This window comes from Sporomusa termitida (assembly GCF_007641255.1).
GTDB lineage: Bacteria > Bacillota > Negativicutes > Sporomusales > Sporomusaceae > Sporomusa > Sporomusa termitida.
This window is the reverse complement of record NZ_CP036259.1, coordinates 693,235-708,252: the sequence shown is the minus strand read 5'-3', so window position 1 is coordinate 708,252 and position 15,018 is coordinate 693,235. Positions and strand designations below refer to the sequence as shown.

Annotated in this window: 16 protein-coding genes; 3 read left to right on the top strand and 13 right to left on the bottom strand. The window is 48.8% G+C overall.

The features are described from left to right. Positions 1-31: 31 nt before the first annotated feature. The 6 genes from SPTER_RS03135 to SPTER_RS03110 all read right to left on the bottom strand — a co-directional run bounded on the left by SPTER_RS03135 (position 32) and on the right by SPTER_RS03110 (position 5,911). Positions 32-1,348: a nitrogenase component 1 gene (locus SPTER_RS03135; protein ID WP_144349013.1), complete on the bottom strand. Its 1,317-nt coding sequence runs from the start codon at positions 1,346-1,348 to the stop codon at positions 32-34. Continuing rightward, entirely contained in the window at positions 1,332-2,813 is a 1,482-nt protein-coding gene (locus tag SPTER_RS03130; RefSeq protein ID WP_144349012.1) for a nitrogenase component 1, read from the bottom strand. The genes SPTER_RS03135 and SPTER_RS03130 overlap by 17 nt, the downstream gene beginning before the upstream one ends. A gap of 39 nt (positions 2,814-2,852) precedes the next feature. Beyond that, complete coding sequence (locus SPTER_RS03125) at positions 2,853-3,692, bottom strand: MetQ/NlpA family ABC transporter substrate-binding protein (RefSeq protein WP_144352721.1); 840 nt, start codon at positions 3,690-3,692, stop codon at positions 2,853-2,855. Between the two features lie 39 nt (positions 3,693-3,731). Then, positions 3,732-4,400, bottom strand: a complete 669-nt coding sequence (locus SPTER_RS03120; RefSeq protein ID WP_144349011.1) for a methionine ABC transporter permease — start codon at positions 4,398-4,400, stop codon at positions 3,732-3,734. Next, complete coding sequence (locus SPTER_RS03115; RefSeq protein ID WP_246105595.1) at positions 4,397-5,068, bottom strand: methionine ABC transporter ATP-binding protein; 672 nt, start codon at positions 5,066-5,068, stop codon at positions 4,397-4,399. The genes SPTER_RS03120 and SPTER_RS03115 overlap by 4 nt, the downstream gene beginning before the upstream one ends. Before the next feature lie 444 nt (positions 5,069-5,512). Beyond that, positions 5,513-5,911, bottom strand: a complete 399-nt coding sequence (locus SPTER_RS03110; protein ID WP_144349009.1) for a NifB/NifX family molybdenum-iron cluster-binding protein — start codon at positions 5,909-5,911, stop codon at positions 5,513-5,515. 295 nt (positions 5,912-6,206) lie between these two features. On the opposite strand from SPTER_RS03110, the gene SPTER_RS03105 reads away from it, so the two are divergent. Next, positions 6,207-7,502: an aspartate aminotransferase type Ic gene (locus SPTER_RS03105; protein ID WP_144349008.1), complete on the top strand. Its 1,296-nt coding sequence runs from the start codon at positions 6,207-6,209 to the stop codon at positions 7,500-7,502. 93 nt (positions 7,503-7,595) lie between these two features. Here the strand turns inward: SPTER_RS03105 and SPTER_RS03100 are convergent, their stop codons facing one another. The 3 genes from SPTER_RS03100 to SPTER_RS03090 are packed head-to-tail and all read right to left on the bottom strand — an operon-like array spanning position 7,596 to position 10,613. Continuing rightward, complete coding sequence (locus tag SPTER_RS03100) at positions 7,596-8,804, bottom strand: winged helix-turn-helix domain-containing protein (RefSeq protein ID WP_144349007.1); 1,209 nt, start codon at positions 8,802-8,804, stop codon at positions 7,596-7,598. Beyond that, positions 8,801-10,228: a ThiF family adenylyltransferase gene (locus SPTER_RS03095; RefSeq protein ID WP_144349006.1), complete on the bottom strand. Its 1,428-nt coding sequence runs from the start codon at positions 10,226-10,228 to the stop codon at positions 8,801-8,803. Before SPTER_RS03095 ends, SPTER_RS03100 begins: the two co-directional genes overlap by 4 nt. After that, a complete protein-coding gene (locus SPTER_RS03090; protein ID WP_144349005.1) occupies positions 10,200-10,613 on the bottom strand; it encodes an iron-sulfur cluster assembly scaffold protein in 414 nt (137 codons plus the stop codon). The genes SPTER_RS03095 and SPTER_RS03090 overlap by 29 nt, the downstream gene beginning before the upstream one ends. Before the next feature lie 563 nt (positions 10,614-11,176). Between SPTER_RS03090 and SPTER_RS03085 the strand changes: the two genes are divergently transcribed. Continuing rightward, complete coding sequence (locus SPTER_RS03085; protein WP_144349004.1) at positions 11,177-11,737, top strand: nitroreductase family protein; 561 nt, start codon at positions 11,177-11,179, stop codon at positions 11,735-11,737. A 78-nt stretch (positions 11,738-11,815) separates the two neighbouring features. Here SPTER_RS03085 and SPTER_RS03080 read toward each other — a convergent pair whose 3' ends face one another. The 4 genes from SPTER_RS03080 to dmpI all read right to left on the bottom strand — a co-directional run bounded on the left by SPTER_RS03080 (position 11,816) and on the right by dmpI (position 13,937). Beyond that, positions 11,816-12,379: a flavodoxin family protein gene (locus SPTER_RS03080; RefSeq protein ID WP_211367428.1), complete on the bottom strand. Its 564-nt coding sequence runs from the start codon at positions 12,377-12,379 to the stop codon at positions 11,816-11,818. 214 nt (positions 12,380-12,593) lie between these two features. Next, on the bottom strand, positions 12,594-13,112 hold the full coding sequence (locus SPTER_RS25005; RefSeq protein WP_211367426.1) for a GyrI-like domain-containing protein: 519 nt from the start codon (positions 13,110-13,112) through the stop codon (positions 12,594-12,596). A 50-nt stretch (positions 13,113-13,162) separates the two neighbouring features. Continuing rightward, positions 13,163-13,483, bottom strand: coding sequence for a helix-turn-helix transcriptional regulator (locus SPTER_RS25000; protein ID WP_211367424.1), 321 nt, complete (start codon positions 13,481-13,483; stop codon positions 13,163-13,165). Between the two features lie 250 nt (positions 13,484-13,733). Then, positions 13,734-13,937: a 4-oxalocrotonate tautomerase DmpI gene (dmpI, locus tag SPTER_RS03070; RefSeq protein ID WP_144349003.1), complete on the bottom strand. Its 204-nt coding sequence runs from the start codon at positions 13,935-13,937 to the stop codon at positions 13,734-13,736. A gap of 258 nt (positions 13,938-14,195) precedes the next feature. Between dmpI and SPTER_RS03065 the strand changes: the two genes are divergently transcribed. Continuing rightward, a complete protein-coding gene (locus tag SPTER_RS03065; protein ID WP_144349002.1) occupies positions 14,196-15,017 on the top strand; it encodes a class I SAM-dependent methyltransferase in 822 nt (273 codons plus the stop codon). The last annotated feature ends 1 nt before the right edge of the window (position 15,018 follow it).

Below are 15,018 nucleotides of genomic sequence, written 5' to 3'. Positions count from 1 at the left end.
AGCCTGGAAATAACAGTAGGTATAATTCTTTTTATCTATAGGTATCAAGCACTCTGTCATAAATATCTTCGATAACGCGCAGGCCGCCGTTATAACCGGCATAGCCACAATTCAGGACAAGCCTGTACGCCACAGGCACGCTGACAATCAACAGGTCGGCCCCGATCTCCCTGGCTAGGTCCCGTTCCCAGCCACTGCCAATAATCAAGGCCCGGCTTTTATGAACATCACTTCTGATTTCCGCCTGAATAGCGCCGCCATCTGTTGAGAAACTCACCAGGGCCGAGCGCAATTCCGAAATATGCTTAAACTGCTCGCAGATCGCCGCCTGAAACTCCGCCGGCGTATCGTCGATGATAAACTGCCTGGCAGGAATAATCCCCAGTTCATTAAGCAGATATTTAGCGAAACCGATCGCATACGAAGCATCTAGTATTGTATATAATCGGCGGGGAAGACCATATCTGAATTCCAGCATAAAGTCGGCTGTCCGTTCAATATGCAGATAGAAGCGTTCTTCTTCGGCCTTAATAAAAGCCCCGGCTTTCACTTCATCCAGACCGGCAAAATCAATAACCTGCCGCAAAAACTTTGTTGTCTCCACACCACCGATTGGCAAATACGGAAACTGAATATAAGGAGTTCCATATTTACCGTGCAGATGCTTAGCAATATCCAGACCCGGCCAGGCGCTTACAACAATATTAAACTCGGCCCGGGGGATGGTTTTCCATTCCGCTACGCCCCCGGACGCTGCGCCAAACAGAATATTAACTGTCAGCCCGATCCCTGCCAGTATCCGCTTGAGCTCTTCCAGATTTCCGTTCCAAAACGGGTCTTGGTAGGGAATAGAGGCAAACACATTGACAAGCCCTTTAATTGGCGTTGTGCCTGTTTTGAATTTGTCGGCATACTGGTCAATAATGGCTTTAACCACGGTTTCATGGCTTACATAGTTGTTACTTTTAAAGCCGCCTGTCTCCACATACACAAGCGGTTTATCCTCAGACTGGTACCTGCCTGCCACCTGCCCGACATCATCGCCGATAATATCGGCAGTACAGCCGGTAAGCACTACATAGAGATCAGCATCAATAACCTGGAACGCCCCCGCAATCACACTGTCCAGTTTGCCCTCGCCGCCAAAGACAATCTCCGCCTCGCTGGCGTTGGTGCAGGGCACAGTATTGCCGCCCGCGTAGCCCTCTCCCTGCCCCAGCAGCCGGCTGACTTTATCACCGCAGCCAGGCCCGGAATGCAGGATAGGAACAGCCCTTTTTATCGCTATGACCGACTGCTGTGCGCCTAAGGCGCAAGAGTAGCGCGGCTGTTCAATAAACTTTGACATCTAAGTCACCCCTGAGAAACGAGAATGGGTTTTGTTCCAGCCACCACTTGGTATAAGGCATTGTGCTGTGTCTGGCAAGATTTGTGACAAATTCCCGGTTATCCAGGGTCTCCAGAATGCGTTCCGCATAGTTAAGGATTCCCTGATAACCAAAGCCGAACTGTTCATCTCCGATCAACAGTGTTGGTATTCCCAGCTTGGCTCCCCACAGCGTCATGCCGCCATGTCTGGCAATCATAATATCCGGCCTTACTTTGTTTAAGATATTAACCAGTTCATAGGCCTGTTTATTGCAGACATTATAATTAGGGATATCACCGTAGGTAGTTACGTCATGGGCCAGGGCGTCAGCAGTTATATCGCCATTATCATAAATAGGGTCATGATGGAAAATGGCGGCCCCCTGCACGGTCATACCCAATTCTCTTAATACAGCAATCAAGGCATGCCCATGGGCGGCTCCGGCCGTAAGGTACGCGGTTTTTCCCTGTAGCTTGTCGCGGTATTCGCTGAGCCTGGGCAGTACCCGCTCATGCTCCTCGGCAATGATTGTCTCTGTCTCCTGCTCCCGGTCCAGGACTTTTCCCAGTTCCCGCAGCCATTGATCAGTACCGGCAATGCCATAAGCCGGCGGGGCTTTGATTTCCGGCACCCCATATACCTGCTCCAGCGCGGCGCCGATATAGGTACCCAGCGTCGGACAAATCTGAATGGTAGCGGCTGCCTCGGCAATCTGCTCCAGCTGGGCGATCGTCGAAAAGGGGACAATATAATGGGCTTCATACCCTAAGCGCTGCAATAATTGATCAAAGATATGACTGCCCCAGAAATTAATAATATTAATCTTATTAGACTTCCTGGCCGGTGGCTTTACGATCTTTCTGACAATCGAATGATACGCTGAATCAAAGCCTGTCGTCCAGATTTTGGACTTAAACCCCTCACAAAAACAGGCAACAACGGGAATTCCCAATTCCCCGGCTAAATCATTGGCCACCCCTTCCACATCATCACCGATGATGCCGGAGGCGCAGGAGGTGGTAATGAATATGGCCTTAGGCTGTACACGCTGATAAGCGGCGCGGATGGTGTCTGCCAGTTTTTGCGTCGCGCCAAAAATAGTATCCTGTTCTTCAATGTTGGTATTAAAATAACGGCCGATCACCGCCGGCTGCTTTCTCTCCATCTGGCCTACCCGGTAGACAAAGTTAAAGGTAAAGAAATCACCGGCACAACCTACCGGCGCATGGTTGACAACAGCAGCATCCTGAATCATCGCCAGCTGGCAAAAAGCATTAATGGAGCTGCAGTCCATACATTGACTGAAACTGCGGGTACTGTCGGTAAGGCTGCCGGCCCGGGCACAGCGCACCAGTTCGCCGGCTGTTCCCTCAAAACCGGTAATAGACCCGAGGCGGATTTCCCGCACGGGAACCTCCGCCTCGGTAAGGTTAACAGGCTTCATGCTCAACCCCCTATCGTTCTGTAAAATATGCTGAGTTGGTTAGAACGCAGGTACTACAGCAACACCGTATTTATCCTGGATGAACTTCTTTACATCAGGTGAGGTTAGAATCTCCGCAATCTTTTTGATCTCAGGCCTGTTTTCATCGCCGGTCCTGACAAACAGGTCATTCGCATAGGGTGAGTTGGCGTCTTCTCTGAACAAAGCCGATTGGGGATCTATTTTCGCTTCGAGAACAAAGTTAGTATTAATGATAGCACCATCAACATCAGGCAGCGACCGGGTAAGCTGCGCCGAATCGACTTCTACAAATTTCAGCTTTTTCGGATTATCGGCAATATCACGCGGGGTGGCTGAGAAGTTGGCTACACCGTCTTTTAATTTGAGCAGCCCGTTGGCCTGTAATAACACCAGCGCCCTGAATTCGTTGGAGGGATTGTTCGGAATCGCGATTGTGGCGCCGTCTTTTAGTTCATCCTTAGATTTGATCTTCTGTGAATAAAAGCCGATCGGTTCTACATGCACCTTGGCGGCCACAGTAAAATTGTACCCTTTTTCTTTGGCTACCGACTCATAATACGGAACATGCTGGAAATAGTTGGCATCAATCTGCTTGCTTTGCAGGGCCGGATTTAATTGCGCCTCATCATCCAGCACCACGACCTCCAGGTTAATCCCCTCTTGTTTCAGTTTGGGTTTAATAAAGTTTAATATCTCGGCATGGGGTACCACTGCCGCCCCGACTTTAACAGTCACCTCTTGGTTTGCTGCCGGTTGTGCGGCCGGCTGGGCACTTTGTTTATTGCCTGATGAGCAGCCTGCCAATATACTGCCGGCAAAAACAACACTGAGAATTGCCAACAAAGCCTTAAAGATCATGTTTCTTCTTAACACAAAATCATCCCCTTATTATAATTGTTAGTCAAATTTATACCTTTTTCTGTTAATATACTTGGCCAGACTGTCACCTCCCCATTGCACCCCCTGAACCAAAAGAATGAGCACGACGACAGTGGCAAGCATAATATCATCCCGGAAGCGCATATACCCAAACCGAATCGCCAGACTGCCCAGCCCGCCGGCGCCGATGGCCCCGGCCACGGCAGTAAAGCCGGTTATGGCAATAATAGCAAGGGTTATGCCTCTGACCAGCGAGGGCAGCGCCTCCGGGATCATTACTCTGGTAATGATGGTGAGCGGGTTGGCGCCAATAGCCATTGCCGCTTCAACCTTGCCGTAACTGACCTCCTTCAGGCAGTTTTCAATGATTCTGGCCAGAAACGGCGCCGATCCAATCGCCAGCGGCACGACCGCTGCCGTAGCCCCGAGGGTGGTGCCCACGATAAACCTTGCTAAGGGCAACAAAACGACAATTAAAATAATGAACGGAAAAGAGCGAATGATATTGATGGTTGTACCAAGCACCTTATTGATTCTGGGCGATTCCAGCACATGCCCCTTTTCAGTTGCTACCAGAATGATCCCCAGGGGAAAACCAAGCGCTAAGGCTGCCAGCGTGGAGAGAATGACCATATAGATGGTTTCATTGAAACCAGTGAGCAATAAATCCAATAAATCCTCACTCAAATGCCTTCTCCCTCCCGGTATATCCTTTTGGCCTGAAATCCCTGCAGAATCGTAATAAACCGTTTCGCCGTATCACTTTCCGGGTTAAGGAAAAATTTATCCACAGGCCCGGTTTCGACAATTTCGCCCTGTTCGAGCACCGCCATGTTATTGCAGATATGCTTTAATACATCCAGTTCATGGGTGATCAGCACGATTGTCAGCCCCAGTTTTTTATTGATATCTTTCAACAGCTCCAGGATAGAGAGAGTTGTTTGGGGGTCAAGGGCCGAGGTGGCTTCATCACTTAAGAGGACATTGGGTTCGTTAGAGAGGGCCCGGGCAATGCCTACGCGCTGCTTCTGGCCACCGCTCAGCTGCAGTGGATAAGCCTGCTCCTTATCAGCCAAACCAACCAGCTCCAACAGCTGTTTTACCTTACTATTGATAAATTCCCGGGAATGACCGGCAACCTCTAACGGGAAAGCCACGTTCTCAAACACCGTTTTCGCATCAAAGAGATTAAACTGCTGAAAAATCATGCCAATTTTCCGTCTTGCCTGCCGCAGGTGTTTTTTGTCCATGCCGGTAATCGACTGACCTTCAATCACAATTGATCCGGAATCAGGTTCCTCCAGCCTGTTTAAACACCTGATGAGGGTTGATTTACCGGCCCCGCTAAAGCCGATAATGCCAAAAATATCACCTTTTTCAATTTGCAGGTTTACGCTGCGCAGGGCAGTTATGCTGGCGTGGGGCGTAACATAGGTCTTGCTTACATCTGTTATGGTGATGATAGTTTTCGCCTCGCTTTACTGAAAGAAGTAATAAAGAAGCCTGGTTTTACCCCTGTCTCGCAACAAGAGTAAACCCAAGCCTCCAGTATGTCTGGTCAACTTTGAATGATACCCGGTCTATGAAATCCAATAAGGTTTTATCCCCTATAGCCGATCTAATGTCTACAGAATTTATTTATAAATTCTGGTAGAACAAAAAAGACTGTATCCCATAATAATGGAACACAGCCTCTGATTCTTTTGACCAGTCAGCAATGCTACTTTGCATGTACGCTTAAGTCATTATACATCTGCGCAAATTCAATTGTCAATATTGTTTTGACAGTAATCTTGCGGCTACTTGCAACCATGGGCACAACCGCCGCACCCCCCTGGATGACTGGCGATACTTGCTCTGGGGATATTATCTTTGATAAATTTACGCCTTTGGCCATAGGTTTTCAGCGCTTTATCAATAGGGCCTGACACCGGCAAGGCAAGCACGCCGTGGCTTTGCAATTCCTGCTCGGCCCGGGGGCCAATCTGAGTTGCCAGTACAACCTCCACATCAGCAAGCAGTTGGGCTGCAATGGTGTGGCCTTTACCGGCATGAGCAGCTTGAGCATTTTTTTCCCGGCGTTCAATAAACTGGTATGCGCCGGTTTCCGCTACTTCATAAATCCAGAATTCTTTAGACCTGCCAAAATGTTCATTGATCGCGATGCCGTCAGTACTGGCAACAGCAACTTTAGACATATTATCACTCCCCATTTTTAAACAGTATTTTAGAAAACACCAAAGGCCAAAGAAGCTGTTGGCAAACAACCTCTTTGGCCTTCATTTTTTTTGATCAGCCAGTTAACTATGCGAAATGTTCCGTAGCAAGGCAACTTTCATGTTAAATTAAATGTAGTATGATTCCCTGCTATTGTCAAGACCTAACTTCGCTTTTTTGTACTACTATAGTTTAAAATGAAAATAATGCTATAAATTTATTGTCCGGAATTTAGCAAATCCTGTATAATGTAAAAGTGCAAAGGAGTGATGCAACATGACTGAGTTAGAAAAAATGAATGACCCTGCCTTACAGGAATATTATTTACAATTAGTCCGGCATTATGAGAAATTCCAGGCCCAGAAGCTAAAGCTAAATATGTCGCGCGGTATACCAGGCCCTGACCAGCTAGACCTTGCTGCCGGGCTTTTAGATTGCATCAATCAGACAAATTACAAAGCTGCCGACGGAACTGATTGCCGGAATTATGGCGGTGTGGACGGTCTCCCTGAGGCCAAAGAACTTTTTGCCCAGCTACTGGAAGCAAAACCTGCTGAAGTCATCATTGGCGGCAATTCCAGCCTGAACCTGATGAATGATCTTATTATCCGGGCGATGCTGCATGGACTGCCAGGCAGTGAAACCCCGTGGGTAAAACAGCCGCAGGTAAAGTTTCTCTGCCCCAGCCCCGGCTATGACCGGCATTTTGCCATCTGCGAGCATCTTGGCATTGAGCTGATACCTATTAAATATCAGCATGATGGCCCGGATATGGCGCAGGTAGAACAACTGGCAGCGGCCGATGCGTCAATTAAAGGTATCTGGTGTGTGCCCAAGCATAGCAATCCCACCGGTATCACCTATTCTGACGCGGTGGTAAAACGACTGGCAGCCATGCCGGTTAAAGCCCCTGACTTCCGGATTTTCTGGGATAATGCTTACACCGTGCATCATTTGACCGATACCCCGCCCCGGCTATTAAATATGCTGGCCGAATGCAAACAGGCCGGTCAGCCTGACCGGGTCTTTGTCTTCACGTCCACCTCCAAGGTCAGCCTGGCCGGTGCCGGGATTGCCGCCCTGGCCGCCAGCGAGGCCAATATCAATTGGTTTAAAAAGCACCTTGGCATTCAGACCATCGGTCCTGATAAACTGAATCAATTGCGGCATGTGCGGTTCTTTAAAGACCGGGCCGGGATTGAAGCCCATATGCGCAAACATGCGGCAATCATTAAGCCAAAATTCGATTTGGCCATAGCTATTATGGAAGCTGAGTTAGGCGGCAAAAACCTGGCCTCCTGGAGTAAACCGCAGGGCGGTTACTTCATTAGTGTCAATACCCTGCCCGGCTGTGCCAAAAAAACAGTGGCTAAGACGGCAGCGGCCGGTGTTGTCCTGACATCAGCCGGAGCCACCTTTCCCTACGGCAGGGACCCTAAGGACAGCAACATCCGGCTGGCGCCCACCTTCCCGCCGCTTGCGGAATTAAAACAAGCCATGGAGTTATTTACACTTTGCATTCAACTGGCCAGTGTCGAACAGGAATTAGAAAAAAGAGGCCTGCGGCAATAAACTACCACGCTGACCATAAGCGTTTTCCTTCATAAAGATCACAATGAGACCCCCGGAGAGTATAAGCGCCGGGGGTCTCACACCTGCCACAGGCTAATTATAGACATCAGCCTGACTTGGTATAAACACAATCCCCAGATAGTCTGCAAAACGCAACAAACACCGGCGAATTTCAGCCCGCATTGGTTCTGATTGCTGTACGTCAGGCTCCCACCACCAGTTCTTAATCACCAGTGTTCTGCTCTGTTTATCTATTGCCGGCTCAAACCGCGCTATAAACTGATCGCCATACAAGACCGGCAATACATAGTAGCCATATAAACGTTTATCAGCCGGCTTGTAAACCTCCCAGCGGTAATCAAAATTAAATAACGCCTGCACGAGTTGCCGCTCCCAGAGCAGATTATCGAGGGGGGCAAGGATAGAGGCCTGACATTCCTGCTCAGACTGATGCAGGACACTGTCCAGGCAGTAGCTATCCTCACGCCGCATATACAGTACAGGTTTGATCCCTGCCACTGCTAGCTCAATAATCCTGCCCTGCATAAGCAGCCGCTGCAGGGCTTCACTACGCGCGCTGCTCTTTATTCCCGAGATCCCCAGCCACGCATCACCAGACTTATTCCACAGCAGCCCAATGCTTCCGATCCGCCGGGTAATATACCAATCGTGATACTGCTGTTCTGTTTTATTGGGGTCCGGGGACTGCAGCAAAACCCGGGGAAGCTGCCGGCTGGCCAGATCATAGATCTTACGGGTACGAGCCTTATGATGAATAATCAATTCTCCCCGGAAATACAGGGTTTCCAATGCCGCCCGGGCGATCCGGGTAGGGGCCCAGGACCAGTCTATGATCTGATCATAGTTAAGATCCGCTGAAGACAAAGGTCCCCGTTTTTCAATCTCATTACGGACCTGAGGCAAAAAGAGCTCAAGCTCGGAACTATTGCGCGGACTATGAAAGGCGTGTTCTCGATTGCGGGCAAAATAAGGCCAATCCTCCGTGCAGTAGATGGACATATTCTTATCCCAGCCATCGATCAGGCTGCGGTCCTGATACAGCAGCTCCTGCAGCAGGGACGGACGAAATTCAGCCACACGGGCCTGCAGCACCAACTCCTGATTATAACCGACAATACTCAGGGGATCAAACTGAATACAGCCCACACGCCGGATATAACTAAGTATCCCCTGCTTGCCGGCCCACCGGCAAGGCGGCCATAAGCCCTGGTGGGCAAGCACGAAGCGCCGGGCCTGTTCCTTCGTAAGCTGCACCGGTTGATGACTGGCAGACAGCCTCATGGGGCCGTCTGCTCAGCCGCATCGGCACACACAAACTCATACTCCTGCAGTTCATGAATCGTCGGCTTAGGCCCGCACAGGGCGCAGTTGTCGGCTTTGTGCAACCGGAGGGTTAGAAAACGGCTGAATAATCCGTCCAGGTAAACAACCCTGCCTCGTAACAGCTGGCCCTGGCCGGATAATAATTTTGCCGCTTCTGCAGACTGGATGAAGCCCATAATCCCAGGCAAGGCTCCCAGTACCCCGGTCTCAGAACAGGATGGTACACTGCCGGCAGAGGGAATCGCCGGCAGTGTGCAGCGATAACAGGGTCCTGCGGGCGTGACAACGGTCATAGAACTACCGGCAAATCTGAGCACGCCGGCATCAATCATCGGTTTGCCGGCAAAAAAGCAGGCATCGTTAAGTAAAAACCTGGCCGGGAAATTGTCGACGGCGACAATGACAACATCATAACCGGCAAGAATATCATAAACGTTTGCCTTGGTCAGGCTGGTATTGTAAACATTAACTGTAAGCTGCGGATTTAACTGTTTCAGAAAAACTGCCGCTGATTCCACTTTCGGCATGCCAATCCGGGAAGCGGCATGCAATATCTGGCGGTTAAGGTTGCTGATCTCCACAACGTCATAATCCACCAGGCCGATGGTGCCGACACCTGCGGCGGCCAGAGCGTAGGCGGCCGGCGAACCCAGCCCGCCGGTACCGACAATCAGCACCTTGCCGTGCTCCAGTCTGGTTTCCCGGCAGTCTTCGGGTTTTACCGCACCCAGTTCGGCGGCCAGCTGGTCAAGATCCTGGCCACTGGATTTTCTAAATTCCATGGACAGCAGGTCAAAACAGAGCAGGCTAGCTGTTGTTTCGCCAATAGCCAGGATTAGCTTGACGATTTCCATAACGCCTAATGCGCCTGAAAGGCAACGGGAAAATACCCTATTCGGCAGCAACCGGCTGGCACCGGTGCCAGCCGGTTGCTGCCCGGCCGCTAAGGCCGCCAGCAAAGTTTCTGCTGCTGCCAGTTCCTTACATACCTGAATGCCCCCTTGCCAGCCCTTGTGGAGGGCTATTACGGCTGGCAAAAAATCCTGGGCTATAGTTGCTCTCTGCCTGACAATAAATGCCGGACTGCCTAAAAAAATCCGGAATTGGCTATCCGCTCCGTCCGCCAACGCCAGCGCCACATCACTGTTTAAATCCCGGATATCGGCCGCAAGCCGGTCAAACCCGGTTGCCGTTTCCAACCGGCAGTTTATGCGGCCTATACCGGCCGCCGCCAGGTAGTATATGGCCGGGGCTGCGGCTTCTATACTTTCCCCACAGACAAATACCGCCGCCTCCAACAGTTTTTTCTGCCCCGGACCGCTAATCTCCGGCATAATAATATGCCGTAAATACCTATTTATCTGCTCTCTGGCAAGTATCATCCGGCTCACCTCCCTGTCCGCCGGCTTTGGCACAATAATCGGCAATCGCATTGTGAAGCGCATCGGCAGCAATATTGGAACACCTTATTTTTTGGGGTGGCAGCCCGTCCAGGGCTGCAGCTACGGCTTCGTTGGTTATCGTCAGGGCCTCTTGCACCGTCTTGCCACAAGCCATAACCGTAACCATACTGCTGGCCGCGATCGCCGCGGCACAGCCAAAGGTTTTGACTTTGACATCAGCCAGGATGTTGCCGTCTATTTTTATATAAAGCGTTATAAGATCACCGTCTATTGGGTTGCCCACAGTACCAATCCCGTCAGCATCGGCGATTTCACCGATATTCCTCGGATTTGAGAAATGATCAAGTACGGTGTCATTGTACATAGATGCCGCCTCCTGTTAAAGTGACTTACCTGATATTTGTTGTATTAGTCATCTGTTCAATGTTAATATACTACTGTTCATGTAAATATCCTGCTGGTTAATGTAAAATTCAGGCAGTATGCAGGTCAACAGAGCAACCGATTATTACTGCCCTGTCAGTTCTCCCTTACAGTACAGACTGTTGGTATATTGACATCATTCAATGCCTGTAGTACTATAAAATGTAAAATGATAATCAAGTCACTGTTATTAATTAACTATAATTACATGTGTTGGCAACAGCTGATCGGTAAGTACTGAAGGCTAAGGTATACCTGCTTGATATACCTTAGCCTTCAGTACTTTTAACATCAAAGGGAAGAAATGATCCAACTATTCAGTTCATTTAAAGCTGTCCTCAAATCAATACGGCTTTCTCATGACCCTTGTTGTGCAGGAACCCGCAGAAAAAAGACTGGAAGTGGAAGTCTGATCCCAAAAGCCATGCCACACCCGCCCGCAAAGATAGGCCAGGCTCAGTGGCGTACGCTGTCGGATAAATCATGATTAGGAGGGAACATGACATGAGTGAAACCTTAAAGGCCATCGTACAGCGCAGGAGTATCAGGACTTTTAAACCCGAACAAATAACCGATGACGAATTGCAGACTATCCTGGAGGCGGGCCAATTTGCCCCCAGTGCCAGAAATGAGCAGTCCTGGCATTTTACAGTCGTGCAAAAACAGGATTTATTGAGTAAAATCAATAATGCGCTGCAGACTGTTTTTTTGAATTCAGGCAATCCCGGGTTAATAGAACGGGCCAAAGCGGAAAACTTCAGCCCCTTCTATCATGCCCCGACATTAATTATTGTCTCTGGTGATGAAAAAGCCATTGCCCCCCAGGCAGACGGCAGTCTGGCGTTAGGCAACCTGTTTCTGGCAGCCCACGTTTTAGGTATAGGCTCTTGCTGGATTCATTCCCTGCGCCTGCTGTTTGATACAGAAGCAGGTCGGGCACTGAATCAGGAGTTAGGCATTCCCGCCGGCTACACAATCATCGGCTCAGGAGCCTTCGGCTATAATGCGGGCGCAGCACCGGCCGCGCCGCCGCGCCGGGAAGGTACGGTAACGATAATCAAATAAGGGACTAAACAGGGTTGAGATCTTACGTTTCTATTAAGATAGCGTAAATCTCAACCCTCTTTTCACAATACAATCCCCCTACCGTCCGGCTAGTTCTTGACCTATAGCAAAAGCGGCTTGGAGAAACTGTTCATTTTCCCGGGCTATGCCAGGTTCCCGTAAGCCGCTTCCCACCAGGGTTCCGGGGCCAGCTTCAAAACCAACGCGGGCCAGGACCCGGGCGGTTGCTTCCGTCGTGCCGGTGTATAAGCCGGCGTCTGGCTGCCCCTGGGTGAATACCAGTCCAAACTTTTTTCCGGCACCAAGACTGCTGGTGGAATCAGGTTTAATGTAGCCGTACAACCGGTCCATAAAAGTGGCTGTTTGCGCTGTAAACCGCCCAAAATAAATGGGCGACCCCAGTACAATACCGTCAGCAGTCTCAATGGCTGTGAATACGTTGGTCAAATCATCATTTATGACACATTTGCCGGCTTTCTTACAGCCGTAGCAGGCCTGACAGCCCCGGGCCGCAAGCTCATTTAAATGAAACAGCTCTGTTTCACTGCCCTGGGCCCGGGCTCCGGCCAAAGCCTTTTGCACCAGTACGTCGGTATTGCCATTTTTTCGCGGGCTGCCGGCCAAGCCAATAATTTTCATCATAATCACTCCTGATTTTTAACTTTATAACACAACGAATCACCCGGCTGTCATTCGCTGTAAATAAGCCTGTTTGCAGTAATAGAAAAAAACAAAGAGGCTGCGAGTAGAAAACTTCATACTCGCAGCCTCTGTTTTTTTACAGTCAGCTTAACATTGCCACTTTACTATTATTGGCTAAATTATATTCCTGTTTCATATTGATGTCAATTCCTGGCTATCCTTTGGCACCAGCCATAGCCTGTTTAACCACCGGTATCCAGATCTCAGAACGGTAGTCCGGACTGGCAATATCACCCTCATAGTAGATTTCCAGGTCAGGCCCCTCAGCCCTTTCATAGCCGCCAGCCGGAAAAAACTCGGTATATATGCGTTTAAACAGCTCCTGGATGGCCCCCGGCATTGGGCCGGTTGCCTCAAATACGCCCCAGTCCGCAGGGGGAATAGGAAAAACCTCAAACCCTGCATATTCCTCTTTAGCCGTACTTTCGACGGCAATAACATAAGAAAACTCGTTATTGTCATTAAAATCTGTGCAAATCCCCAGCAGCTTTCGGTTAGTTTGGCCATCCGCACCGTTCGCCGCAATATCAGTAAGTTTGCCGACAGTTCCAGCCCGGCAAGCTTCAGCCCAAAACCGGGGAATTGTTTTTAATTGGTCTTGATTAACCGTAGATACCCGCATCGATTTGCCAACAACCGCAAACCCGTCCTTCTTAACGATTTTGTAATTCATTTCCTGATCTCCTCTCAATGAAATATGAAAGGATAGCCGTGGATAAGCTTTTAACCGAACTCCTGTCGCCCGCGCCGCCGAGGGCGTAACACCGTGCATTTTTTGAAAAGCGCGGGTGAAGGATAACCATACCTGAGGGCTAAATTAATGATTTTAATATCAGTATTTTGCAGATCGGCTGCGGCCAAGGTCAGCCTTCTCCGTCGTATGTACTCCGATAAAGGAATCTCGGTAATAAAAGAAAACATCCGCTGAAAGTGATATACCGAGCAGCAGGCTGTTGCCGCTGCGGTTTTAAAATCAATTTCTGCCGTTAAATTGTCCTCAATATAACTCATCGCCCCATTCATTCTTTCGATCCAGTCCATCATGCTATCCTCTCTTTATTGTCAGTATAACAGACAATCTATAAACAGTCGCAACTTTCCATGCACCAATTTGTTGGTAGGTCTATCAAGTCATAGGTCACCCTTCATCCTTTAGAAAAAGAACAGCCGAATCATATTATATGATCCTGCTGTTCTTTACTGGCGGGTGCAAGGCGCGTCTGCCTCCAGGCAGCTGAATCCTGCAGATTTAAGCAGAATTGCTTTTTAGGGCAGACCTACGATAACAAGCGGCTTATTTGCTATTTCGCTCCGCAATCACCTGAGTTAACAGTTTACCGCCAACGCCGATGTTGTCACTCTCATTCTCTTTAAGCTGGACAATGAAAGACTGTTCCGGAATCTTCAGTATTTCGCTCGCAGTTTTAGTAAACCGCTCAACCAGCAGCACCTTCTGTTCTTTTTCCAGCTTTCCTGTCTCAATAGTAATAACCGGCATGTTACCACGCTCCTTTTAAATTAAATAAAAAGGCAAGAAACAATCCTGATGGAAAGCTTCTTGGCCTTTAGTCTTTACTAATCAACCAACTACTATTAAAGCAAAGTATACGAGCTTATTTTTCAACATATCACATACGGTAAATTTTGTCAATCAACTGCCTGTCGAGTCTCACAAGTATTCAATCATACGGTTATTGTTCAGCTACATTTTCACCGATATAATGAAATTAAAACAATGAAAACGAGGTCTTACTTTATGAAAAACAGTTTAGGAAAAAATATCAGTAGATACCGTAAACTCAAAAACATCACGCAGGAGGAATTAGCTACTCAACTTAATATTACATTTCAGGCCGTGTCAAAATGGGAAACCAATCAGACCTATCCGGATATCACCCTTTTACCGCATCTAGCCAGTATATTAGAGGTAAGCATTGACAGACTTATGGGCTATACCTCGCATCAGGAACAGAAACGGACCATTTATGAGGATGAGTATGCCCAGGATGGTTATTACTGGGGTCTTGCGCCCTCAAAACTGTGTTATAAAATATTATCCATGCTGCCGCCGGCTAAACCCCTAAAACTATTGGACATTGGCTGTGGTGAAGGCAAAGACGCCGTATTCTTTGCCAGAAACGGCTATCAGGTAACAGCCTTTGATATAGCCGATGCCGGCATTGAGAAAACCAAAAGACTGGCTGACAACGTTGGTGTCTATGTAAATGTCTTTAAGGCCGATGTCCTTGATTTCAGACTGGAATCTAACTACGATATCCTTTATTCCAATGGCGTTCTCCATTATTTAAAACCGGAACTCCGGCAGGAGATATTTCTCAACTACCAGCAGCATACATCCCCGCAGGGACTTCATGTTTTATCGGCCTTTGTGACCAAACCGTTTATTCCCCCTGCCCCGGAACAGGAACCGAATGCCCACAGCTGGCGGTCGGGCGAACTTTTTACTCTTTACAGCAATTGGCTGATCAAAGAATGTGATGAAATAATATTTGACTGTAACTCCTCCGGCCTTGCGCACAAGCATGCCATGAACATTATTGCGGCTGAAAAGCCGTGAT